The organism is Humibacillus sp. DSM 29435 (assembly GCF_001758225.1).
Lineage (GTDB): Bacteria > Actinomycetota > Actinomycetes > Actinomycetales > Dermatophilaceae > DSM-29435.
On sequence record NZ_MAST01000045.1, the window covers coordinates 81,119 to 102,551 of the forward strand.

The 21,433-nt window shown below is 70.1% G+C and carries 18 protein-coding genes; 10 read left to right on the plus strand and 8 right to left on the minus strand.

The window, feature by feature from the left end; translation table 11 throughout:
• The first annotated feature begins 17 nt into the window (after positions 1-17).
• Genes htpX through BA895_RS18450 form a run of 3 tightly spaced genes read left to right on the plus strand, consistent with a single transcriptional unit; the run spans position 18 to position 4,235 of the window.
• Positions 18-902 carry a zinc metalloprotease HtpX gene (gene htpX, locus BA895_RS18440; protein WP_070193348.1) on the plus strand — a complete coding sequence of 295 codons (885 nt, stop codon included), beginning with the start codon at positions 18-20 and terminating at the stop codon, positions 900-902.
• A gap of 37 nt (positions 903-939) precedes the next feature.
• Entirely contained in the window at positions 940-3,438 is a 2,499-nt protein-coding gene (gene pepN, locus BA895_RS18445) for an aminopeptidase N (protein ID WP_070193349.1), read from the plus strand.
• The gene (locus tag BA895_RS18450; RefSeq protein ID WP_070193350.1) at positions 3,420-4,235 is read left to right on the plus strand and encodes an aminoglycoside adenylyltransferase domain-containing protein; all 816 of its coding nucleotides are present in this window, start codon (positions 3,420-3,422) and stop codon (positions 4,233-4,235) included. Before pepN ends, BA895_RS18450 begins: the two co-directional genes overlap by 19 nt.
• Before the next feature lie 76 nt (positions 4,236-4,311).
• Here the strand turns inward: BA895_RS18450 and BA895_RS18455 are convergent, their stop codons facing one another.
• From BA895_RS18455 to BA895_RS18480, 6 genes are all read right to left on the minus strand, one after another.
• On the minus strand, positions 4,312-5,832 hold the full coding sequence (locus BA895_RS18455; protein WP_070193351.1) for an SDR family NAD(P)-dependent oxidoreductase: 1,521 nt from the start codon (positions 5,830-5,832) through the stop codon (positions 4,312-4,314).
• Between the two features lie 44 nt (positions 5,833-5,876).
• Positions 5,877-7,202 (minus strand): S1C family serine protease, encoded by a 1,326-nt coding sequence (locus BA895_RS18460; RefSeq protein ID WP_070193352.1) that lies wholly within the window; start codon positions 7,200-7,202, stop codon positions 5,877-5,879.
• A gap of 67 nt (positions 7,203-7,269) precedes the next feature.
• On the minus strand, positions 7,270-8,781 hold the full coding sequence (locus BA895_RS18465) for a HAMP domain-containing sensor histidine kinase (protein ID WP_254666552.1): 1,512 nt from the start codon (positions 8,779-8,781) through the stop codon (positions 7,270-7,272).
• A 19-nt stretch (positions 8,782-8,800) separates the two neighbouring features.
• On the minus strand, positions 8,801-9,514 hold the full coding sequence (locus tag BA895_RS18470) for a response regulator transcription factor (protein WP_070193353.1): 714 nt from the start codon (positions 9,512-9,514) through the stop codon (positions 8,801-8,803).
• A gap of 68 nt (positions 9,515-9,582) precedes the next feature.
• The gene (locus tag BA895_RS18475; protein ID WP_070193354.1) at positions 9,583-9,774 is read right to left on the minus strand and encodes a hypothetical protein; all 192 of its coding nucleotides are present in this window, start codon (positions 9,772-9,774) and stop codon (positions 9,583-9,585) included.
• Positions 9,775-9,839: 65 nt separating this feature from the next.
• Positions 9,840-11,492, minus strand: coding sequence for a DNA repair helicase XPB (locus BA895_RS18480; protein ID WP_070193355.1), 1,653 nt, complete (start codon positions 11,490-11,492; stop codon positions 9,840-9,842).
• A gap of 104 nt (positions 11,493-11,596) precedes the next feature.
• On the opposite strand from BA895_RS18480, the gene BA895_RS18485 reads away from it, so the two are divergent.
• Positions 11,597-12,526, plus strand: a complete 930-nt coding sequence (locus BA895_RS18485) for a hydroxymethylglutaryl-CoA lyase (protein ID WP_070193356.1) — start codon at positions 11,597-11,599, stop codon at positions 12,524-12,526.
• Positions 12,527-12,573: 47 nt separating this feature from the next.
• On the opposite strand, the gene BA895_RS18490 is transcribed toward BA895_RS18485, so the two are convergent.
• Positions 12,574-14,967, minus strand: a complete 2,394-nt coding sequence (locus BA895_RS18490) for a helicase-associated domain-containing protein (RefSeq protein ID WP_070193357.1) — start codon at positions 14,965-14,967, stop codon at positions 12,574-12,576.
• Positions 14,968-15,036: 69 nt separating this feature from the next.
• Here BA895_RS18490 and BA895_RS18495 point away from each other — a divergent pair, with 69 nt between their 5' ends.
• The 3 genes from BA895_RS18495 to BA895_RS18505 all read left to right on the plus strand — a co-directional run bounded on the left by BA895_RS18495 (position 15,037) and on the right by BA895_RS18505 (position 17,479).
• The gene (locus BA895_RS18495) at positions 15,037-15,975 is read left to right on the plus strand and encodes an aldose 1-epimerase family protein (RefSeq protein ID WP_070193510.1); all 939 of its coding nucleotides are present in this window, start codon (positions 15,037-15,039) and stop codon (positions 15,973-15,975) included.
• A 132-nt stretch (positions 15,976-16,107) separates the two neighbouring features.
• Positions 16,108-16,503, plus strand: a complete 396-nt coding sequence (locus BA895_RS18500) for a cold-shock protein (protein WP_070193358.1) — start codon at positions 16,108-16,110, stop codon at positions 16,501-16,503.
• A gap of 4 nt (positions 16,504-16,507) precedes the next feature.
• A complete protein-coding gene (locus BA895_RS18505; RefSeq protein WP_083283532.1) occupies positions 16,508-17,479 on the plus strand; it encodes a DUF3027 domain-containing protein in 972 nt (323 codons plus the stop codon).
• 33 nt (positions 17,480-17,512) lie between these two features.
• On the opposite strand, the gene BA895_RS18510 is transcribed toward BA895_RS18505, so the two are convergent.
• The gene (locus BA895_RS18510; protein WP_070193359.1) at positions 17,513-17,737 is read right to left on the minus strand and encodes a DUF2530 domain-containing protein; all 225 of its coding nucleotides are present in this window, start codon (positions 17,735-17,737) and stop codon (positions 17,513-17,515) included.
• 51 nt (positions 17,738-17,788) lie between these two features.
• On the opposite strand from BA895_RS18510, the gene BA895_RS18515 reads away from it, so the two are divergent.
• The 3 genes from BA895_RS18515 to BA895_RS18525 all read left to right on the plus strand — a co-directional run bounded on the left by BA895_RS18515 (position 17,789) and on the right by BA895_RS18525 (position 21,407).
• The gene (locus BA895_RS18515; RefSeq protein WP_070193511.1) at positions 17,789-19,306 is read left to right on the plus strand and encodes an NCS2 family permease; all 1,518 of its coding nucleotides are present in this window, start codon (positions 17,789-17,791) and stop codon (positions 19,304-19,306) included.
• Between the two features lie 365 nt (positions 19,307-19,671).
• Positions 19,672-20,127: a MarR family winged helix-turn-helix transcriptional regulator gene (locus tag BA895_RS18520; protein WP_070193360.1), complete on the plus strand. Its 456-nt coding sequence runs from the start codon at positions 19,672-19,674 to the stop codon at positions 20,125-20,127.
• Complete coding sequence (locus tag BA895_RS18525) at positions 20,124-21,407, plus strand: MFS transporter (RefSeq protein ID WP_070193361.1); 1,284 nt, start codon at positions 20,124-20,126, stop codon at positions 21,405-21,407. Before BA895_RS18520 ends, BA895_RS18525 begins: the two co-directional genes overlap by 4 nt.
• Positions 21,408-21,433 lie beyond the last annotated feature (26 nt).

The window sequence follows — 21,433 nt, forward strand, 5'->3', positions numbered from 1 at the left end:
TCGCACGTTCAACCGGCATGCACAACCATTTCAACGGGCTGAAGACCGCTGCCCTTTTCGGCGGCATCTGGGCCCTGTTGCTCGGTCTGGGCGCGATCATCGGTGGCGGCCGCTTCATCTGGCTCTTTGCGCTCATCGGCGTCGCCACCACGTTCTACGGCTACTGGAACAGCGACAAGCTGGCCATCAGGGCCATGCACGCCTACCCCGTCTCGGAGGCTCAGGCGCCCGCGATGTACCGGATCGTCGGCGAGCTGTCGACCAGGGCCGGCAAGCCCATGCCCCGGCTCTACATCTCTCCGACCCAAGCGCCGAACGCCTTTGCCACCGGGCGCAACCCGCGTAACGCCGCCGTCTGCTGCACCGAGGGCATCCTCTCGCTGCTCGACGAGCGAGAGCTGCGCGGGGTGCTCGGTCACGAGCTCATGCACGTCTACAACCGCGACATCCTCACCGCCTCGGTCGCCGCCGCGGTGGCCGGCGTCATCACCTCCGTCGGCCAGATGCTGATGTTCACCAGCCTGTTCAGCGGCACGGCCGGCGGTGGTTCCGACGACAACCGCCCCAACCCGCTCGCGCTGCTCGCCATGAGCCTGCTCGCCCCCTTCGCGGCCATGATGATCCAGATGGCCATCAGTCGCACGCGGGAGTACGACGCCGACGAAGACGGGTCCAAGCTCACCGGTGACCCGTTGGCACTGGCCTCGGCCCTGCGCAAGCTCGAGTCCGGGGTGGCTCGGGCGCCGCTGCAGCCTCAGCAGGCGATCGTCAACGCGAGCCACATGATGATCGCCAACCCGTTCCGGGCCAAAGACGTCTCGCGCTTCTTCGCCACCCACCCCCCGATGAGCCAGCGCATCGCGCGACTGGAGAACCTGGCGGGCGGCCCGCGCCGCTCCTGACCGCCGCTGCCGTAGGCGATCTGGCAGGCTCAGGGGCATGCGCAGTCTGACCCTTGCCGAATCCCGCGATCGCAGCGACCTCCTGACCGTGACGTCGTATGCCGTCGACCTCGATCTCGACCGAGGCCCGGAGGTCTTCGGGTCGCGGGCCACCGTGCGGTTCGCCAGCCGACTCGAGAACGCCGAGACCTGGGCCGACCTCAAGGCGGTCGCGATCGGCTCCATCACGCTCAACGGCACAGCCCTCGACCCGGCCTCCGTGCACGACGGGCGGCTACCACTGCCCGGCCTCGCCCTCGACAACGAGCTCGTCGTCGAGGCGACGATGGCCTACAGCCACGACGGCCAGGGCCTGCACCGGGCCACCGACCCGGCCGACGACCTCGACTACGTCTACGGTCACCTCTTCCTCGACGCCGCACCGAGCGTTTACGTCTGCTTCGACCAACCCGACCTCAAGGCTCCCTACGACGTGAAGGTCACGGCGCCGTCCGAGTGGATGGTCATCGGTAACGGGGCGGCCACCCAGACCGAGCCAGGGCGATGGTCCCTCGCGACGACGAAGCCGCTGGCCACCTACTTCGTGACGGTGTGCGCCGGGCCCTACGTGTCGGTGCTCGACGAGCACGACGGCATCCCCCTCGGGCTGCACGCTCGCGCCTCGCTGCGCGAACCTCTCGAACGTCACGCAGCCGAGATGATCGACATCACCCGGCGGTCGTTCGACTACTTCCACGACCTCTTCGGCATCCGCTACCCGTTCGGGGAGTACCACCAGGTGTTCGTGCCCGAGTTCAACGCGGGCGCCATGGAGAACCCCGGCTGCGTGACCTTTCGCGACCAGTATCTCTACCGCGGGGCGGCGACCCGTGACGAGCTGCTGAGCCGGGCCAACACCATCGCGCACGAGATGTCGCACATGTGGTTCGGCGACCTCGTGACGATGCAGTGGTGGGACGACCTCTGGCTCAACGAGTCGTTCGCCGAGTACATGTCCCATCGCTGCCTCGCCGGTGCCACGGAGTACACCGAGGCGTGGGTCGACTCGACGATCGTGCGCAAGGTGTGGGGTTACGGCGCCGAGCGCTCGCCGTCGACCCACCCCGTGGCCGGCGTGGAGGCACTCGATGCCCAGAGTGCCCTGCAGAACTTCGACGGCATCTCCTACGCCAAGGGCGCGGCCGCGCTGCGACAGCTGATCGCCTACGTCGGCGACGAGGCCTTCGTCGCCGGCCTGCAGGCGTACCTGACTCAGAAGTCTTACGCCAACGGCACGCTCGCCGACTTTCTCGGCTCCATCGAGCAGGCCAGCGGGCAGAACCTGGCGACCTGGTCTCAGGGGTGGCTGCTGACCGCCGGTCGCGACACGCTGGCTGTCGAGCTCGAAGGCGCCACGGGAACCGTCACGGCGGCGACCATGCGGCGCGAGACACCGGCCGAGCGGCCGGCGAACCGACCGCACGCGTTTGACGTGGCGGGGTTCACCGACGGTCGCGAGACCACGCGAATCGAGCTCACCGTCGACGCGGCCGAGACCACCATCGAAGGGCTCGTCGGCCAGCCGGTTCCAGCTCTGGTCGTGCCCAACGCCAGCGACCTCACCTGGGCACGAGTTCGCTTGTCCGACAGCACCCTGGCCCACCTGGCCGAGCAGCTTCCCCTCGTCGACGACGCGCAGGCGCGGGCGGTCGTGTGGTCGGCCCTGCTCGACGGGGTGCACGGTGCCACCGTCGACCCGCGGGTCTTCCTCGAGGTCTTCGACGCCGCCTGGCCCCACGAGACCAACTCGTCCATCCTGACCCGGGTCGCCGCCTACGCGGAGCACCGCATCATCGCGTGGTTCGTGCCCAGGGCGGAGCAGGATGCCGCGCTGCGGCGCCTGACCCAGGTGGCCGCCCAGATGCTGACCACGGCGGGCGACGGTACGACCGAGGCCTTGGCGGCGGCCCGCCTGGCTGCCGCCGCGAGCGACGACGAGTCGATGCTGACGTCCTGGGCGGCCGGACACGAGCTGCCTCAGGGCTTGGCCGACGATGGCGACTTCCGGTGGATCGTCGTGCGCAACCTCGCGGGCCGGGGCCTGATCGACGCGGCAGACATCGACACCTACCTGGCCCGCGACGACACCCTCCAAGGCTCGCTGAACGCCCTCATGTGTCGCGCAGCCCTCCCCGACGCGGACGCCAAGGCGTGGGCGTGGGACGAGCTGACGCAGAAGCGAGGGCGGTCGAACTACGAGATGGTGCACCTGGCCCGCGGGTTCTGGTCGGCCCCGTCCGACTCCCTCGTCGCCGACTACGTGCCTCGGTACTTCACCGATGTGCCCGCGATGTCGCAGTGGGTGGGCGAGGACGCCCTGGCGAGAGTGGTGCTCGTCGCCTTCCCGAAGGTCTTCACCGCCGCCACCGCCGAGCTCAGCGCCGCGGCTCTGGCCCGCGACGACCTCTCGCCCGCCGTTCGTCGCCAGCTCATCGACGCCGATGCCGAGCTGCGCGAGGCCCTCGAGTCACGCCGGGTGTGGCACGGCCCCTCGTGAGCCTCCCGGATGCCGTGGCCGCGGTCAGCGAGTCGCACACCGCTCTCGTCGACGAGGCTGCGCCGGGACTGCTCGACGGCCTCTACCTGCACGGTTCGATCTGCTTCGACGGTGAGTTCTTCGCGGGCAGCGACGTCGACTTCGTCGCAACGCTGACGCGCCGACCTGGTGAGGCCGACGTGGAGGCGTTGCGGCGCGTGCACGCCGAGCTCGGCAAGGCCGGGCCGGGGCCGGCCTACGACGGGTTCTACCTGCTCGAGAGTGACCTGGCGGGCTCGCCAGAGGCGGTACCGCCCACTCCCGGCGTGCTGGACGGCTGGTTCGCGGTCGGTAGACAGTGCGACCAGATCCTGGTCACCTGGCACGAGCTGGCCGAGCGGGGAATCACTCTGCGGGGCAAGGATATCCGAGATCTGCCGATCCATCAGGACGCCGCCGCCCTCAGGGCGGCGACGCGGGCCAACCTCGAGGGCTACTGGAGCTCACAGCTGGAGGCCCTGCGCCACCACCCGCGCGAGGCCGCGCTGCCCGGGGCGGCCGAGTGGGGCGGGCTGGGCGCACCTCGTCTGCACCATCTGCTCGCCACCGGGCGACTCACGTCGAAGTCGGGCGGGGGTCGATGGGCGCTCGAAGCCCTCCCGCAGCATCGCGAGGTCGTCGAGGAGGCGCTGCGGGTGCGCGAGCGACCGGATGGCCACTCGACCTACGCGAACGGCCCGGCCCGGCGCGGGCGCGACCTCATCGCCCTCATGGCCGACGTCATCGACGACGCCCTGGCGACCCGCCCGGCTCAGTGAGCGGGGCCGCGGGTCAACGGCGCCGAAGCGCTCCGGCGTCACTGACCCGAACCGCCGCCGCTGAGCGAGCACACCGTCACCAGGGGCTCGGCTCGTAGTCCTTGACGAAGCAGCCGTAGAGGTCGTCGCCGGCCTCACCGCGCACGATCGGGTCGTACACCCGGGCGGCCCCGTCGACGAGGTCGAGGGGCGCGTGCCAGCCTTCGGCGGCGATACGCAGCTTCTCCTGGTGCGGGCGCTCGTCGGTGATCCAGCCGGTGTCGACCGCGGTCATGAGGATGCGGTCGGTCTCGAACATCTCGCCGGCGCTGGTTCGGGTGAGCATGTTGAGCGCTGCCTTGGCCATGTTCGTGTGGGGGTGTCCGGGGCCCTTGTAACGCCGTGAGAACTGACCTTCCATGGCCGAGACGTTGACGACGTAGGCGCGCCGGGCACCGCCGAGCACCGCGGCGCGCATCGCCGGGCGCAACCGCGAGATGAGGATGAACGGCGCGGTGGAGTTGCACAGCTGCACCTCGAGCAGCTCGAGCGGGTCGACCTCCTCGATCCGTTGGGTCCACGAGTTCGACCGCTGGAGGTCAGGCAGCAGCCCACCGGCATCCACCGCGGTGCCGGCCAGGTGGGCCTCGAGGCTGGCGTGACCGGCCGAGAGGGCGAGCGCCGTCATCGACGCAGCACTCTGGGCGGCCATCGCATGCTCGGCCGACTCACCCTCGTGGTGGGCCACAGCATGGGCCTCGAGGGCGCCGGCGATGGATGCCGGGTGGGCTTCGCTGATGCGGTCGAAGGTCACCATCTCGGGGAGAGCGATACCCGCGGGGAGCGGGGCCGACTCCTGGTCGACGAGGTTGCCGTACGACCCGGGGGAGCGGCGCACGGTCTGGGCGGCGTTGTTGATCAGGATGTCGAGGGTCCCGGCCGAGGAGACCTCGTCAGCGAGGGAGACGACCTGGGTCGGGTCGCGCAGGTCGATGCCCACGATCTTGAGACGGTCGATCCAGTCGGCGCTGTCGTCCATCGCGGCGAACCGGCGGACGGCATCCCGGGGGAAGCGGGTCGTGATGGTCGTGTGGGCACCGTCTCGCAGCAGGCGGAGCGCGATGTACATGCCGATCTTGGCTCGGCCCCCCGTGAGCAGCGCGCGCTTGCCGGTGAGGTCGGTGCGCTGGTCGCGCTTGGCGTGCGAGCGGGCCGCGCAGTCGGGGCACAGCCAGTGGTAGAACGCGTCGACGAGGCGAAAGTCGGCCTTGCAGATGTAGCACCCGCGAGGGTTGACCAGCTCACCGGCGTAGGCGCCCTTGGCGGTGCTCACCAGGGGGAGGCCGCGGGTCTCGTCGTCGATGCGAAGCCGCGACCCCGTGGCGGTGGCCTCGATGACCTGGCGGTCGGCCTTGCGCTCGGCCCAGGTCTTGGCGTTGCGCCGGTCTTTCTTCATCCGCTTGTAGAAGAGGGAGGCCGCGCGTTTGAGGGTCTCGAAGTCGGGGTCGTCACGCTCCAGCGCTGGGGCGGCCGCCAGCACGCGCAACGCCGTCGCGACGTCCTCGGGGTCGAGGTGGGGCGACGGCGTTGCGTTCTGGTCGGGATCGTCCTGGGTCACCGAAGCATCCTAGGTCGATGTCTCGAAGTCTCCGGACGAAAGACTCAGTTCGCGGTGTCGGGCTTGACGGCGAGGGTGACGCTGATGGTCTGCTTGGCCCCGTCGCGGAACACGGTGAGCTTGGCCTGGTCTCCGGCCGCCAGCTCGCGCACCTGGCCCACGAGGGCGGTGGCGGAGTCGACCGGCTCGCCGTTCACCGCAGTGATGACGTCACCGTTCTTGAGGCCGGCCTTGGCCGCGGGGGTTCCGCTCGCCACGCTGACGATCTGGGCGCCCGCTCGCTTGGCGGACCCGTCGGTGATGACCGTGTCGCGAGAGCTGACCCCGAGGAACGCGTGTTCGGCCTTGCCCGACTTGATCAGCTGGTCGGCGATCACCTTGGCCTCCTTGACCGGGATGGCGAAGCCGATGCCGATGTTGCCGCTCTGGCTACCCGACGAGCTCTGCCCGAGCGAGGCGATCGAGCTGTTGATGCCGATCAGCTCGCCCTTGGCGTTGACGAGGGCGCCACCGGAGTTGCCGGGGTTGATGGCGGCGGAGGTCTGGATGGCGTTGGTGACCACCGGCTCGGACTGCGACTGGTTGCCCAACGGGGACTGGTCGGCGGCGCCCGTGCTGACCGGGCGGTTGAGGGCCGAGACGATGCCCGTGGTCACCGTGCCCGAGAGGCCGAGCGGGTTGCCCACGGCCATGACCGGGTCACCGACCGTGATGGCCTCGGAGTCACCGAGGGTGATCGGGGTGAGGTCGCTCGGCCCCTTGGTGACCTTGATGATGGCGAGGTCGGTGGAGGGGTCGGTTCCGACGATGGTGGCCGCGTAGGTGCGTCCGTCGGCCAGCGTCACGGTCAGCGCCGCTTGGCTGTTGCCCGACGCGGCGGCGACGACGTGGTTGTTGGTGAGGATGTGACCGGAGCCGTCGAACACGACGCCGGAGCCGGCGTCCCCGCCCTGCCCCGTGGTCACGTTGATGCTGACCACGCTCGGTGACACCGCCTTCGCGACCGCCGACCAGTCGGGCGCGAGCGCATTGCCCTGCACCACGGTGGGCGAGCTGTTGGAGTTGGGGTTGGTCGTCGAGCTCGAGCTCTGGGTCGCGGCGGTTCCGCCGTTGGCTCGGGACTGGGTCACGGCGTACGTGCCGCCGCTCGCGAGCACCGCCGCGAGCAGGGCCACGCCGGCGGTCTCGGCGAAGCGTCGCCGCGGTCGCGGGCGCTCGTTCCTGGCCTCACCCAACGGCGGTACGGGCGGCGGTGGGGGCGGAGTCGGGTCGGGGTAGGAGCCGTACGCCGGCCGTTGCGGGTCGCCGGGCTCCCCGTTCCAGTACTGCGACATCGGGATCTGTTCGGTGTTGTCCGGCGCCATGGTCATGACTCCTCCTCTGTTGGTTCGTTATCCCCATCAGACCGGTCGACGTTGGGATGATGTTGTGCAGTTCCTAGGAATCGGCTGTGGACCTCAGCGGCTCGTCTCTGACCGGTGGCGCGACCGGCAGGTCGACCACGAAGGTGGCACCCCCACCGGGCGTCTCGTCGACCCGCACCACCCCTCCGTGTGCGTGCACGATGGCCTGGACGATGGCCAGGCCGAGCCCGTTGCCACCACCGCGGCCGCGGCTGCGCGACCAGTCGGTTCGGAAGAAGCGTTCGAAAACCGTTGCCCTGTCTGCCATTGCGATGCCGTTGCCGTGGTCGCGCACGTGCATGGTGACCTGGCCTACGCCGGCCTGGCCGACGAGGATCTCGACCGGGCTGCCGGCCGGCGTGTGCACGCGGGCGTTGGTCACCAGGTTCGTCACGACCTGGCGCAGCTGACGCTCGTCGGCCACGAGCTCGGTCGGCACGATGGGCCCGCTGATGCCGGATGCCGTGAAGTGGCGGTCGGGGCTGATGGTGCGGGCGTCCTGGGCCGCGTCGGCGGCGAGCACGGCCAGGTCGACCGGCTGCAGCTCGAGGGGGCGCTCGCTGTCGAGCCGGGCGAGCGTGAGGAGGTCTTCGACAAGGCCGCTCATCCGGTGGCTCTCACCCTCGATGCGACCCATGGCACCGGTGACAGCCTCTGGGGTGGGGAGGGCCCCCTGGCGGTACAGCTCGGCGTACCCGGAGACGGCGGCGAGCGGGGTGCGCAGCTCGTGCGATGCGTCTGCGATGAAGCGGCGCATCTTCTCCTCGTTCGCCTCGCGCACTGCGAAACCGTGCTCGATGCGGGCCAGCATCGCGTTGAGCGAGCGAGAGAGGGAAGCAACCTCGTCGTGGGTGTCGGGCACCTCGATGCGCTGGGTCAGGTCGCCGGCGGCGATGGCGGCGGCGGTGTCCTCGATGCGGGTCAACGGGCGGAAGGTGCGGCGCACCAGGTACCAGCCCAGACCGCCGCACGCGAGCAGCACGAGGGCCCCGATCCCCCCGGCGTACCAGAGGAACTGGTTGACGGTGTTGTGCAGCTGCCGTAGGGGCAGGGCCAGCACGAACGTGGCGTTCCCGCCCTTGTTGGGCAGGGCGAGGGCGAGCCAGTCGGGGCCGGTTCCACCTTGGGAGCCCACCACGAAGGTCGTTCTCGCTGTGACGAGGGGGTCAGTGGGCGCCAGGTTCGGGATGGCAGCGCGCGTGGTCTCGGTGGCGGCCTCGCCGAGCGACACCTGGGCGTCGGTGCCCACCGGCAGGTAGCGCAGGGTGAAGCCGGTCGGCAGCGGGGACGCGCCCTGGTTGGCCTGCTCGACCTGGCTGAGGGCGATGCCGGCCCCGTAGACCCGCAGCTCCTGGTCGGCCTGTCCGAGCAGGTAGCGGCCCAGCAGGTTGCCCACCACGACCATCGTCGCGAGCAGCGCGACAAGGATGAGCCCGAGGGCGACGGCGAGCAGGCGCCACCGCAGGGGCAGAGCACGTAGCCGTCGGGGAGCGCCGAGCAGCCGGGCGACGCGGGGTCGCCTCGTGCGTACGCGCTGGCCGGTCACGGTCACGGTCAGGTGGGCGTCAGGTCGTCGCGGGCTCGGGGGGCACTCGCAGAACGTAGCCCACCCCACGCTTGGTATGGATCAGTGAGGGGCCGTCGGCATCGATCTTGCGCCGGAGGTAGGAGATGTACGACTCGACGATGCCCGACTCACCGCGAAAGTCGTAGTCCCACACGTGGTCGAGGATCTGCAGCTTCGACAGCACCCGGTTCGGGTTGAGCAGCAGGTAGCGCAGCAGCTTGAACTCCGTGGGCGACAGGTCGATCACCCGTCGGCCGCGCCGCACCTCGTGGGAGTCCTCGTTGAGCTCGAGGTCGAGGAAGCGGAGCACGGCCCCGTCGTCGACCGCGCCCCGCGTGCGACGCAGCACGGCCCGGATGCGGGCGATGACCTCTTCGAGGCTGAACGGCTTCGTGACGTAGTCGTCTCCCCCCACGGTGAGACCCTGGATCTTGTCGCCCGTCGCGTCACGGGCGGTGACGAACACGATCGGCTGCAGGCGGCCGCGGTCGCGCAGCCGCCGCGTCACCTCGAAGCCGTCGACGTCGGGCAGCATCACGTCGAGCACGACGAGGTCGGGCTCGGACAGCTCGGCCATCGCCAGGGCGGAGGCCCCGTCGGCGGCCGTCTCGACCTCGAACCCGGCGAACCGGAGGGACGTCGCGAGCAGCTCGCGGATGTTGGGCTCGTCCTCGACGACAAGCAGCTTTGCCTCTGGCGTCTGGGTCTCCACGTGGATGAGTGTCGGCGTGTTTGCTGGGAGTTCCCTGAGTATCCCCCGAAACTTGCCTCCACGCTCGTTCAGCGCTTGCGGGCGGTGTCGAGCGCCTTCTGGAAGTCGCGCTTGCACATCGACTCGCACTCCTGCTTGCCGAGTCGATGCAGCACCACGGGGCACTTGAGGCACCGGGTGCTCTTCTTGCAGCACTTGGACTTCGGCTTGATCTTCTTGAGCTTATTCGCCGTGAGGTCCTTGGCCTTGAGCTTGCTCACGACGACAATGCTAGTTAGGTAAGGTGTGTCTTACCTAATTGGCGGGAGCCGGATGGTCAACCAGCTCACAGGTCGTCGGCGTCGACGATGCGGTAGGAGTAGCCCTGCTCGGCGAGGAAGCGCTGGCGGTGCGCGGCGAAGTCGGCGTCGACAGTGTCGCGGCTGACGATCGTGTAGAAGTGCGCGGTGCGTCCATCGCCCTTCGGCCGCAGCACGCGGCCGAGGCGCTGGGCCTCCTCCTGCCGTGAGCCGAAGGTGCCCGACACCTGGATCGCGACGCTGGCCTCGGGCAGGTCGATGGAGAAGTTCGCCACCTTGCTGACGACCAGCGTGCTGACCTCGCCGGTGCGGAAGGCGTCGTAGAGCCGCTGCCGTTCCTTGACCGGTGTCTCGCCGGTGATCACATCGGCCTGAAGCAGCTCGGCGAGCTCGTGCAGCTGGTCGAGGTACTGCCCGATCACGAGCGTCGGCTCATCGCGGTGGCGGGCGACCAGCTGTTGCACCACCGGAAGCTTGGCGTCGGAGCAGCTCGCCAGGCGGTAGCGGTCCTCGGGCTCGGCGGTGGCGTACGTCATCCGTTGCCCGTCGGGCAGGCTGACGCGCACCTCGACACAGTCGGCGGGGGCGATGTAGCCCTGGGCCTCGATGTCCTTCCAGGGGGCGTCGAACCGCTTCGGACCGATGAGGCTGAAGACGTCGGCCTCGTGGCCGTCCTCACGCACCAGGGTGGCCGTCAGCCCGAGGCGTCGGCGGGCCTGCAGGTCGGCCGTCATGCGAAAGATGGGCGCCGGCAGCAGGTGCACCTCGTCGTAGACGATCAGGCCCCAGTCCTTGGCGTCGAGCAGGCCGAGGTGGGTGTAGACGCCCTTCCGCCTGGTCGTCAGCACCTGGTAGGTGGCGATGGTCACGGGGCGGATCTCCTTACGAGCCCCCGAGTACTCGCCGATCTCCTCGTCGGTGAGCGACGTGCGCCGCAACAGCTCGTCGCGCCACTGCCGAGCGCTCACCGTGTTGGTGACCAGGATCAGCGTCGTCGCCTTGGCCGCCGCCATGGCGCCGGCGCCGACCAGCGTCTTGCCCGCCCCGCAGGGCAGCACCACAACCCCCGAGCCGCCGTGCCAGAACCCGTCGATCGCCTGCTGCTGGTAGGGCCGCAGGTGCCAGTCGGCGAGGTTGAGCTCGATCGGGTGGGCCTCGCCGTCGACGTAGCCGGCCAGGTCCTCCGCCGGCCAGCCGACCTTGAGCAGCTCCTGCTTGAGGCTGCCGCGCTCGCTCGGGTGCACGACCACCGCTAGGTCGTCGATGCGCTCGCCGGTCAGCGGCTTGATCTTCTTGTGCCGCAGCACCTCTTCAAGCACCGGTCGGTCGGTGGTGCGCAAAACCAATCGAGTGCCCTCAGGGCTGTCGGCGAAACCCTCCTTCTCGAGGGTCAGCCGGCCGTAGCGGGCCATCGTGTCGGCCACGTCGACGAGCAGCGCGTTCGGCACGGCGTAACGGCTGTAGGTGATGAGGGCATCGACCACCCCCTCGGCGTCGTGGCCGGCCGCGCGGGCGTTCCACAGACCGAGCGGGGTGATCCGGTAGGTGTGGATGTGCTCCGGCGCGCGTTCGAGCTCGGCGAACGGGGCTATCGCACGGCGAGCCGCTTCGGCATCCGGGTGGTCGACCTCGAGGAGGAGGGTCTTGTCGCTCTGCACGATCAGGGGTCCGTCAGTCATCGTGTTGGCACAACCGCCCTTCCGGTTCGATGTATTCCGACGCACCGGAGCGCGTTGAAATACCTCGACCCCGGCGGTCTGTTTCGTGGTGACAGTATGGGTGGATGCGAGCGCCACAGGTCGAGACGGCATCCGGGCTGCCGGCCGAGGTGACCATCTACGAGGTCGGCCCGCGCGACGGGCTGCAGAACGAGAAGACGGTCGTGCCCGCCGCCACGAAGGTGGAGTTCATCGAGCGACTGGATGCCGCTGGGCTCGCCACTATCGAGACCACCTCGTTCGTGCCTGCGGCGTGGGTGCCGCAGATGGGCGACGCCGAGCAGGTGCTCGGCGCGCTGGGCGCCGCGGGGGTGAGCCGGCGCCGGCCGGTGCTGGTGCCCAACGCCCGGGGCCTCGACCGGGCGGAACAGCTCGGTGTGCAGGCCATCGCGATCTTCGGCTCGGCCACCGAGACCTTTGCGCAGAAGAACCTCAACCGCTCGATGGTCGACCAGTACGCCATGTTCGAGCCGGTCGTGACCCGGGCGCAGGAGGCGGGCAGGTGGGTGCGCGCCTACGTGTCGATGTGCTTCGGCGACCCGTGGGAGGGCCCGGTGCCGATCGGTCAGGTTGTAGACGTCGCCGAACGGCTCATGGGCCTGGGCTGTGACCAGCTCAGCCTCGGCGACACGATCGGCGTTGGCACGACCGGGCACGTGCACCGGCTCCTCGAGGCGCTCGCAGCCCGCGGGATCGCCGCCGACCGCGTCGCGGTCCACTTCCACGACACCTACGGTCAGGCGCTCGCCAACACGATGGCGGCGCTGCGCGACGGCGTCACCGTCGTCGATGCGGCGGCCGGGGGCCTCGGCGGCTGCCCCTACGCGAAGTCGGCCACCGGCAACCTGGCCACCGAAGACCTGGTCTGGGCCCTGCACGGCGCCGGGGTGCGCACGGGAGTCGACCTCGAGGCCCTCGTCGAGACGAGCGCGTGGATGGCTCAGCAGCTGGGTCGGCCCAGCCCGAGCAACGTCGTTCGCGCCCTCACCTCGTAGCGGTCGACAGCCCGGTCCGTGTGTCACCAAACGTGCTCTCGACGGTGTCAGGGGGTCTCGAGGGTGGCGCCGGTGATGCGGTGCACCGAGTACGACTTCTCGCGCCCACCCTCGTCGGTGGCCCACACCCGCCCGCCGTCGACCCGGCGGGGGTGGATCAGGTGGCGAGCCACCCCACCGCCCTGGTCGGAGACCCCGATCCAGACACCGTGCCGTTCGGCAACCGCGTCACGCAGCAGCGACAGGGTAACGACCGGGTCGGTCGTCGGGATGCGGGGCCCGGGCCGCGACTCCTCCACGGCCCGCCGCTCGTCGGCGCTCGCCTCAGCGGCGCGCAACCCCGCCACGAGGGTCGTGGTGAAGTCGGCGTCGACCGGTGACACGGCGGGAGGCACGGCGCGCCTCCGCGACCCGGCTCGACGGCGCGGCGCCTCCGCGTGCACGACCGAGCCGTCCTGACCCTCCTGGATCGGCACGAAACCGTGGTCGCGCAGCAGCTCGACGAGAACCCGCGGGTCGGCGCCCGAGACCAGCACGGTCGGGGCGAGCCGTCGCAGCTGCAGGGGTGCGAGCTCGCGGGCCGCCAGCATGGTCTCGAGCACCGACTCGTCGTCGCTGCGGATGTAGGCGGACGCGCCACCGACGCGCGTCTGACCGTGTTTGCGGGCCACGTCGGACACGAGGTACTCGAGCGGCTGCGGCAGGGGGGTGCGGCTCGACCGGCGCACCGTGTCGATGAACTCGGCCGCGGTCCACCCGGCGTCGAGGGCGCGTCGCACCGAGGCGGGCGTGAAACGGTAGACCGTGGCGCCACCACGGGACTCGACGTCGGCGGACAGTCGCATGAACGAGGCGAGGCTGCCCTCCAGCGGGCCGGGAGCGACCGCCGTGAGGTCGGCCTGGACGAGCACGTGGTCGACCGGCTTCGGCAGGTGGGCCGACATGGCCACGGCGACGGCCCGACCCGCACTGTCGGAGGCGCCGTCAGCGGTGCCGGTTCGCCCTCGCGGGGAGGCTGTGCCGGGCAGCGCGTCCGACAGCGCTCGGCCGGGTGCCGAGAGGGCGCCGCGACCCGTCACGCCCAGCCACTCCGCCTCACGAAGCACCGCATCCAGCGCGTCGGAGAGCACCGATGCCGGTCGCAGCGGTCGGCGCCACAAGAGCCGCTCGCGCAACGACTCGGCGTCGGGCGAGAGGCCGGCCTCCAGGGAGGCGAGCTCGCGCAGCACCTCCCGACGGATGCCGCGGATGGCCGGCCACTGCACGTCGGGGCCGAGCGCATTGGCCGCCGACAACCCCGAACCGACCTTGCGGCCCACGAGGTGGGCGGCCCGGGTTGACCGGGCCCAGGCCAGCGCGAGCGATGCCCAACGGTGCCCGGCCTCCGAAGCTGACCATTCGTCGACCTCTGACGTGGGCGCCCAGACGGGCACGACCTCGCCGTCGTCGGCCACCAGCCGAGCCGCGTAGGCGATCTCGACCACGAACGCCGATCGGTCGAGGTCAAGGTCGAGGGCGGCGGCGGTCGCCTTGAGGTCGCGAACGGACAGCCCGCCCGTACGCACCGCCCGAGGCGGCTCGGCGCCCCAGACCGCGGCCAGCTCATCGAGATGCGTGAGCAGCTCACTGGCCGACCCGCCGGCCACGGCGTCGGTGAGTGACACCGCACGGGTCGTGACCTCAGGCGGCACCAGGACTGTGTCGCGGTGCAGACGACCCGAGCGCAGGGCGAGACCCACCTCGCGCGGGAGGGCGACCCGGTCAGCCGACACCGGCACGAGGAGATGGTGCTCGATCAGCCAGCGGGCGCTGCTCGAGCCGGCGCGCTCCTGGGGCAGCACCCCGAGCGACGGGCCCCACGTCATCTTCTCGAGCATGGCCCGGGCGGGGGAGGGGGCGGCGTCGATGGTCGCCCGCAGAGCCTCGGGGTCGCCGTGGCGAGGGGTCAGGGAGGGACGCAGCTCTTCGATCGGCGCCCCGAGCCCGGCCACCGTGGGACCGAGCACCTCGGGAACGGTGCGCACGACGTGGTGCTCGCGGTCGTCGCCGCGCCACAGCAGACCGACGCGCCACAGGTCGTCGACCAGCCCGGTGACCACGGCCCGGTCGCCGGTGCTCTCGACCCCCAGGAGCGTGAAGAGGCCCGGCTCGCTGTCGCGGCGGCCCGCGGCATCCAGCTCGCTCGACGGCGACTCGGTGCTGGGCCGGTCGCCGACGTCGCCACCTTCGATGACGAGTGCCTCGAGCACCTGCAGATGGCCGCGGTCGAGCGCCTCGACCGCCCGCTGCACACTGGCCCGAGTGCTCGCCCGAGCCGCCAGGCTGGTGAGATCGGCCGGCGACGGGCGCGCCAGATCCGGCCGGGCGAGAACGAGGTCGGTGAGCTCGGAGTCGCTACGGCCGCGGATGTCGTCAGCAAGACTGCGGCGCGGGGTGGGCATCCGGTCAACTCTATGCCCCGCCGCTCTCTGCCCCGCCGCGGCCGAGCCCCGGGCCGCTACGGTTGCAGCATGAGCCTGCCCACGCCCGATCCGTCGAACCCGGGCCCGAGCCCCACCGGTGAGCAGTGGACCATCGCCCACGGCGGCTTCGCGGCCACCATCGTCGAGGTCGGAGGCGGGCTACGACTGCTGACCCACGACGGCGTCGACGTGGTCGCCGGGTACGACACCGACGAACCCTGCCAGTCGGGCCGGGGCCAACAGCTCATGCCATGGCCGAACCGCATCCGTGACGGCCGCTACTGCTGGGGCGACACGGTGACGCAGCAGCTGCCGCTCACCGAGGTCGAGCTCGACAACGCCAGCCACGGGCTCGTGCGCTGGGCTCTGTGGGAGCTGGTCGAGCACGCCGACTCGTCTGTGACCGTCGGCTACCGCCTGCACCCGCAACCCGGTTGGCGCCACCACCTCGACCTGCGCACCACCTACCGGCTCGACGACTCGGGCCTGGTGGTCACGACGACGGCCCGAAACGTCGGGCGCGCCGACGCGCCCTTCGGCTACGGCGCCCACCCCTACCTCTCGATCGGTGACACCGAGCTGTCCGAGGTGACGCTGACGGTCCCGGCGAACCAGCGGGTCGAGGTCGACGAGCGGTCTCTGCCTGTGGCCACCCTGCCGGTGGAGCACACCGAGTACGACTTCCGCGAAGCTCGTCCCGTGGGCAGCACCGACCTCGACACCGCCTACACCGAGATCGACGGAGATGCTGACGGCCGCTGGCGCGTCAGCGTGGCGGCCGACGACCGCAGGGTGACGCTGTGGGCCGACCCGGCGTTCACCTGGCTGCAGGTCTTCACCGGCGCCGCCCGGCTGCACAAGGGCCTCGCCGGCATCGCCGTCGAGCCGATGACCTGCCCGGCCGACGCGTTCAACTCCCGCACGTCCCTGGTGACCCTTGCGCCGGGAGACGAGTGGACCGGCACCTGGGGGATCTCACCCGGCTGACCGACTCGCTCGACCGGAGCCTGGCGGTGGGAATCGGGGTTGCGGTCAGCCGATAGGCTGGAGCCCAGCGCGAGCAGCGCTGTCGAACCGTGCCCAGTGCCGGTTCGTCCCGAACGATCGACGAGGTGCACTGTGCCGACTGGCAAGGTCAGGTTCTACGACTCCGACAAGGGCTTCGGCTTCATCGCCGAAGACGAGGGGGCCGACGTGTTCGTCAGCTCCAGCGTGCTTCCCGAGGGCGTCACGAGCCTCAAGAAGGGTGCACGGGTGGAGTTCGGCATCGTCGAAGGTCGCCGGGGTGCCCAGGCGCTGTCGGTCTCGTTGCTCGAGCCCGCGGTCTCGGTCACCGCCAACCGGCGCGAACGCGACCGGCGCCCGGCCGAGGACATGGTCGTCATCATCGAAGACGTCGTTCAGCTGCTCGACGGCGTGGGTGAGGGACTGCGCCACGGGCGCTATCCCGACCGCAAGATGGGGGCCAACGTGGCCCGGGCCCTGCGCGGTCTTGCCGACCAGCTGGAGGCCTGAGCCGGTGACGATCACCACGACCGCGGCCCGACCGAAGCAGGATGCCGTTCTCGCCGGCGCCGTCGAGCTGGCCAGGGCGGCCCTGCAACCGGTCGCCGAGCCCGGCACGGTCGGTGAGCACCTCGGCTTCGAGGCGCTCGGCGAACGCCTCGGGATGCACTGGTTCGCCTGTCTGTCCGCCGGGTACGGCGGCTGGCGCTGGGGCGTGAGTGTGGCCCGGGTACCACGCGGCAAGGTGGCAACGGTCTGCGAGACCAACCTGCTGCCGACCGCCGACGCCGTGCTCGCCCCCGAATGGCTGCCCTACGCCGAACGGCTGGCGCCGGGCGACCTCGGCGCCGGCGACACCCTGCCCTACCGTGCCGACGACCCTTACCTCGAGGCCGGCTTCGAGGCGTCGGGGGAGGAGGAGGTCGACCAGATGGCCTTCTTCGAGCTCGGGCTCGGTCGCCCGCGCGTGCTGTCGGCCGAAGGACGCGACGAGGCCGCGAGCCGCTGGTACGCCGGTGAGGGCGGGCCGACGTCAGACGTCTCCGTCAAGGCCAGTGCGCGCTGCACCACCTGTGGCTACTTCCTGCCGTTGCCGGGCGCCCTCCGAGCCACGTTCGGAGTGTGCGCGAACGAGTGGAGCCCGTCTGACGGCCGGGTCATCTCCCTCGACCACGGCTGTGGTGCCCACTCCGAAACCGAGGTGGACGCGCCCGAGCCGGTCTCGATCGGGCACCCGATCGTCGACGAGTTCGCGGTCGACCTCGAACCGGCACTCAACCAGCCGAAGCACGAGCCCACGGAACTGCCCAGCGACGAGCTCAACGACGAGGCGCCGCCCGAAGCGTCCGAGCCGGTCGGGCAGACCAGCGAGGCCACCGACGCCCCGCCGGCTCACGACGCTGCTGAGGCCGCTGTTGCTGCTGAGGCGGTTGGCGTCGAGGAGGGCGAGGTGGCTGGCTCGCCAGGCGAGGCACACGCCGACTGAGCTCAGCGGCATCCGGGCTGCGGCTGTTCGCCGTCAGGCGTCGTGGGCGTTGCCCCGACCCCGGCGCACGTAGAGCCAACCCAACCCGCCGAGCACGAAGCCGGCGACGCACGTCCATGGCCACCAGTCGCGGGCGCCCTGGTGCAGGCTCGGCACGGCCAGGGTCACGGCGAGCGCGACGAGCCAACAGGCCAGCCCTATCTCGACGATGCGCAACATCGGCGCACGGATCGGTTCGATCGGGGTCTGGTCGCTCACCTGGTCAGCGTAAGGCGTGGCGGGATGCGGATGGCCACTATGGTGTGCGCCATGTCGACCGAAACACGCGCCCGCCGGCTCAACCCCGGCCGCCCCGGTAGCTCCGGGCTCGACCGTTACTTCCGCATCACCGAGCGCGGTTCCACCGTGTCTCGCGAGATCCGCGGTGGGGTCGTCACCTTCTTCACGATGGCGTACATCATCGTGCTCAACCCGATCATCCTCTCCGGGGTGGTCGACGGCTCGGGAAACATGATCGGCGGCACGACCGACCTGGCCCAGAGCAAGCTGCTCGTCGCCGTCGGGACCGCGGTGGTGGCCGGCGTCATGTCGATCCTGATGGGGGTGGTGGCCAACTTCCCGATCGCCCTGGCCGCCGGGCTCGGGATCAACGCCCTCATCGCCGGGATGATCTTCACCCACTCGGGCGAGAAGATCACCTACGCCGACCTGATGGGCCTGGTCGTCATCGAGGGCATCATCATCCTCGTGCTGGTGCTCACCGGCTTTCGCACCGCGGTCTTCCGCGCCATCCCCGGGCCGCTCAAGGTGGCGATCTCGGTCGGCATCGGGCTGTTCATCACCTTCATCGGCTTCATCGACGCCGGCTTCGCGCGCCGCCCGAGCTCGCCGGGCAACGTGCCCAGCGAGCTCGGCATCAACGGCAGCCTGAACGGCTGGCCGACCGTCGTGTTCGTGGTCGGAGTGCTGCTCATCGCCGTGCTGCTCATCCGCAAGGTCAAGGGCGCCATCCTCATCGGGATCGTCACGGCCACGGTGCTGGCCATCGTCGTCGAGTCGATCGCCAAGATCGGTCCACGGGTCTTCGACGACAAGGGCGCGCTGACCAACCCCGACTCCTGGGCCCTCACGGTGCCGAGCCTGCCGGCCTCGATCACCAACACCCCTGATCTCGGCATCCTCGGCCAGTTCAGCCTGCTCGGCTCGTTCCAGAAGCTGGGGATCATCACGGCGGTGCTGTTCGTGTTCAGCCTGCTGCTCGCCGACTTCTTCGACACGATGGGCACCATCGTGGCCATCGGCGCCGAGGCCGACCTGCTCGACGACGAGGGCAACCCTCCCGGCACCGACCGCATCCTCGCCGTCGACTCCATCGCCGCGATCGCCGGTGGCGCCGGCGGGGTCAGCAGCAACACCTCCTACATCGAGTCCGCGGCCGGGGTGGGTGAAGGGGCGCGCACCGGTCTCGCCTCGATCATCACCGGGGTGCTGTTCCTGCTCGCAACCTTTCTTGCGCCGCTCTTCGCGATCGTGCCGTCCGAGGCCGCCGCACCGGCGCTCATCATCGTGGGGTACCTGATGATGACCCAGGTGAAGAACATCGCCTGGGACGACCTCGAGATCGGCATCCCGGCCTTTCTGACGATCGTTCTGATGCCGTTCACCTACAACATCACTGTCGGCATCGGCGGTGGCTTCATCGCCTGGGTCGTCATCAAGATCGCCAAGGGCAAGGCCGGTGCCGTGCACCCGCTGCTCTGGGTCGTGACCGGGCTGTTCGTCATCTACTTCGCGAAGTCGCCGATCGAGGCCCTGCTGACCGGCTGACTTCGCCGGTCGACCCGCCTGCCAGGGGTTGGCCGCCCATCGGAGCCTCGCTCGAACCCGCCCACCCGCACCTTCTGCGCGTCGCGCCGCGCGTCGCGCAGGTGGTGTCGTGAATCCGACACTTTTGGCGCGTCGCGCCGCGCGTCGCGCAGGTGGTGTCGTGAAACCGACACTTTTGGCGCGTCGCGCCGCGCGTCGCGCAGGTGGTGTCGTGGATCCAACACTTTTGGCGCGTCGCGCCGCGCGTCGCGCAGGTGGTGTCGTGGGCACGTTCGGAGGGTCGAACGGTGGTCGTCGGAATGCTTAGGCGTGCTAATGAGTTAGGCTAAGGAACTGATCTGAACGAGACTTCCGAGGACCTGAACTTGCAGAACACGAGCCCCACCGACAGCACGACCTTGAGCCGCAGTGAGCGCGTCGCCCTGGCCAACGACCTGCGCATCGCCTGCATGCGCATCTCGCGCCGGGTCCGCTACGAGAGCGACAACGAGCTGGCTTCGCACCAGTTCTCGGCCCTGATCCGACTCGAGCACGCCCCGCGCACCAACAGTGAGATCGCCGAGATCGAGAACGTGTCGGCCCCCAGCATGTGCCGCACGACGCAGGGCCTGGTCAACCGCGGCCTCGTCTCTCGCGCCGACGACCCCACCGACGGCCGGCAGGTGATCCTCAGCCTGACCCCTGAGGGCCGCAAGACGATCAAGCGGGTGCGCCGGCACCGTGACGAGTGGATGCTCGAACGGCTGGAGGGCCTCACCGACGACGAGCGCGACCTGCTGAACCGGGCCAGCGACGTGCTCGCGAAGGTGGCCGGCGAATGAGCCCTACCTTCCACTCCCTCGGCATCCGGAACTACCGGGTCTACGCCTCGGGCGCCATCGTCTCCAACGTCGGCACCTGGATGGGCCGGGTGGCCCAGGACTGGCTCGTGCTCACGGTTCTGACCGACCACTCGGCCACGGCGCTCGGGCTCGTGACGGGTCTGCAGTTTCTGCCCTTCCTGTTGCTCGCACCCTGGGCGGGCATGCTCGTCGACCGCTTCCCGAAGCGCCGCATCCTCTTCCTGACCCAGACGGCGTTGCTCACGACCGCCCTGCTGCTGGCGCTGCTGACGGCTCTCGGCGTCGTAGAGCTCTGGCACGTCTACCTCCTCGCGTTCATCCAGGGTGTCGCCACCGCCGTCGACAACCCGGCCCGGCAGACCTTCGTCTCGGAGATGGTCGACAACGAGCACCTGTCGAACGCGGTGGCCCTCAACAGCGCCTCGTTCAACCTGGGGCGCCTCATCGGGCCCGCCGTGGCGGGCCTGGTCATCGCCGGGTTCGGCATCAGCCAGGCTCTGTTCTTCAACGCGGCCAGCTTCGTCTTCGTGCTCTTCGCCTTGACCCGCATGAACGCCGACGAGCTGACGCCGTCGCCGAGGGCCCGAGGCAAGGGCCAGATCAGGGAGGGCCTGCGCTACGTCAAGGGCCGCCCTGACATCAAGCTGATCCTGTTCCTCGTCTTCGTGCTCGGCACCTTCGGGATGAACTTCCAGGTGACGATGGCCCTGATGGCCACCCAGGTGTTCCACAAGGGCGCGGGGGAGTACGGCCTGCTCGGCTCGATCATGGCCGTGGGGTCTCTGGCGGCCGCGTTGCTCTCGGCTCGGCGAACCCCGCGAATGCGTGTCCTGATCGCGGCGCTCGTCGGCTTCACCGCGTCGACGGGTCTGCTCGCTCTCGCCCCGACCTACCTCACCTTCGCGATCATGCTCGTGCCGACCGGGCTCGCCGCCTTGACGGCGCTGACCACCGCCAACGCCATGGTGCAGATCAGCGTCGACCCGATGATGCGCGGCCGGGTCATGGCTCTCTACATGGCGATCTTCATGGGCGGCACACCGCTGGGCTCCCCGCTCATCGGCTGGGTCGGTGACGCCTTCGGAGCGCGCTGGACCATTGCCATCGGCACCATCATGGTCGGCCTCAGCCTCGCGGCGGTTGCCGTCTGGGTGCACCGCCGCGACGATCTGGCGGTGAGCTTCGAGCTGCGGCGCCGACCGCACCTGCGCGTGCAGGTCGCTCCGGTCGGATCGGCGACACCCGAGGCCGTGCGATGAACTTCAAGTTCCGCCACCGCATCACC

What these genes read in the sequence shown, in the direction of transcription:
- BA895_RS18515 (WP_070193511.1), top strand. Translation starts at nt 17,789, where the DNA reads ATGTCGACCGAAACACGCGCCCGCCGGCTCAACCCCGGCCGCCCCGGT.
- BA895_RS18480 (WP_070193355.1), bottom strand. Translation starts at nt 11,492, where the DNA reads ATGACTGACGGACCCCTGATCGTGCAGAGCGACAAGACCCTCCTCCTC.
- pepN (WP_070193349.1), top strand. Translation starts at nt 940, where the DNA reads ATGCGCAGTCTGACCCTTGCCGAATCCCGCGATCGCAGCGACCTCCTG.
- BA895_RS18485 (WP_070193356.1), top strand. Translation starts at nt 11,597, where the DNA reads ATGCGAGCGCCACAGGTCGAGACGGCATCCGGGCTGCCGGCCGAGGTG.
- htpX (WP_070193348.1), top strand. Translation starts at nt 18, where the DNA reads ATGCACAACCATTTCAACGGGCTGAAGACCGCTGCCCTTTTCGGCGGC.
- BA895_RS18460 (WP_070193352.1), bottom strand. Translation starts at nt 7,202, where the DNA reads ATGACCATGGCGCCGGACAACACCGAACAGATCCCGATGTCGCAGTAC.
- BA895_RS18495 (WP_070193510.1), top strand. Translation starts at nt 15,037, where the DNA reads ATGAGCCTGCCCACGCCCGATCCGTCGAACCCGGGCCCGAGCCCCACC.
- BA895_RS18490 (WP_070193357.1), bottom strand. Translation starts at nt 14,967, where the DNA reads ATGCCCACCCCGCGCCGCAGTCTTGCTGACGACATCCGCGGCCGTAGC.
- BA895_RS18525 (WP_070193361.1), top strand. Translation starts at nt 20,124, where the DNA reads ATGAGCCCTACCTTCCACTCCCTCGGCATCCGGAACTACCGGGTCTAC.